Annotated in this window: 1 protein-coding gene; it reads right to left on the bottom strand. The window is 63.7% G+C overall.

The features are described 5' to 3' along the window. Window positions 1-278: beta-galactosidase (locus AC0IW9_RS30730; protein WP_471652095.1), on the bottom strand; the 278-nt coding region annotated here is incomplete at both ends.

Genomic DNA, 278 nt, shown 5'->3' with positions numbered 1-278 from the left:
AACCACAGGAGCACGATCCGCTTGTCATGCGCGCGCGCCTGGTCGAGCAGCGTCTGAACGAAGCCGAAGTCGAACTGCCCCTCCCTGGGCTCGATCTGCTGCCACGCGACGGGAATTTCGATGGTGTTGGCGTGGATGCGGTCGAGCACCGGCCAGACCTGCGGCAGCGCCGACGCATAGTTGCTCGAATTATTGACCTGGCCTGCCAGAACCAGAAACGGCGCACCGTCCACGAACAGCGCGTGACGGCCATTCCGGGTTTCCAGATGCGGTACGGC

The organism is Belnapia sp. AC561, from assembly GCF_979252845.1.
Note: the sequence above shows the minus strand (reverse complement) of the source record. Positions and strands in the feature narration are given on the sequence as shown.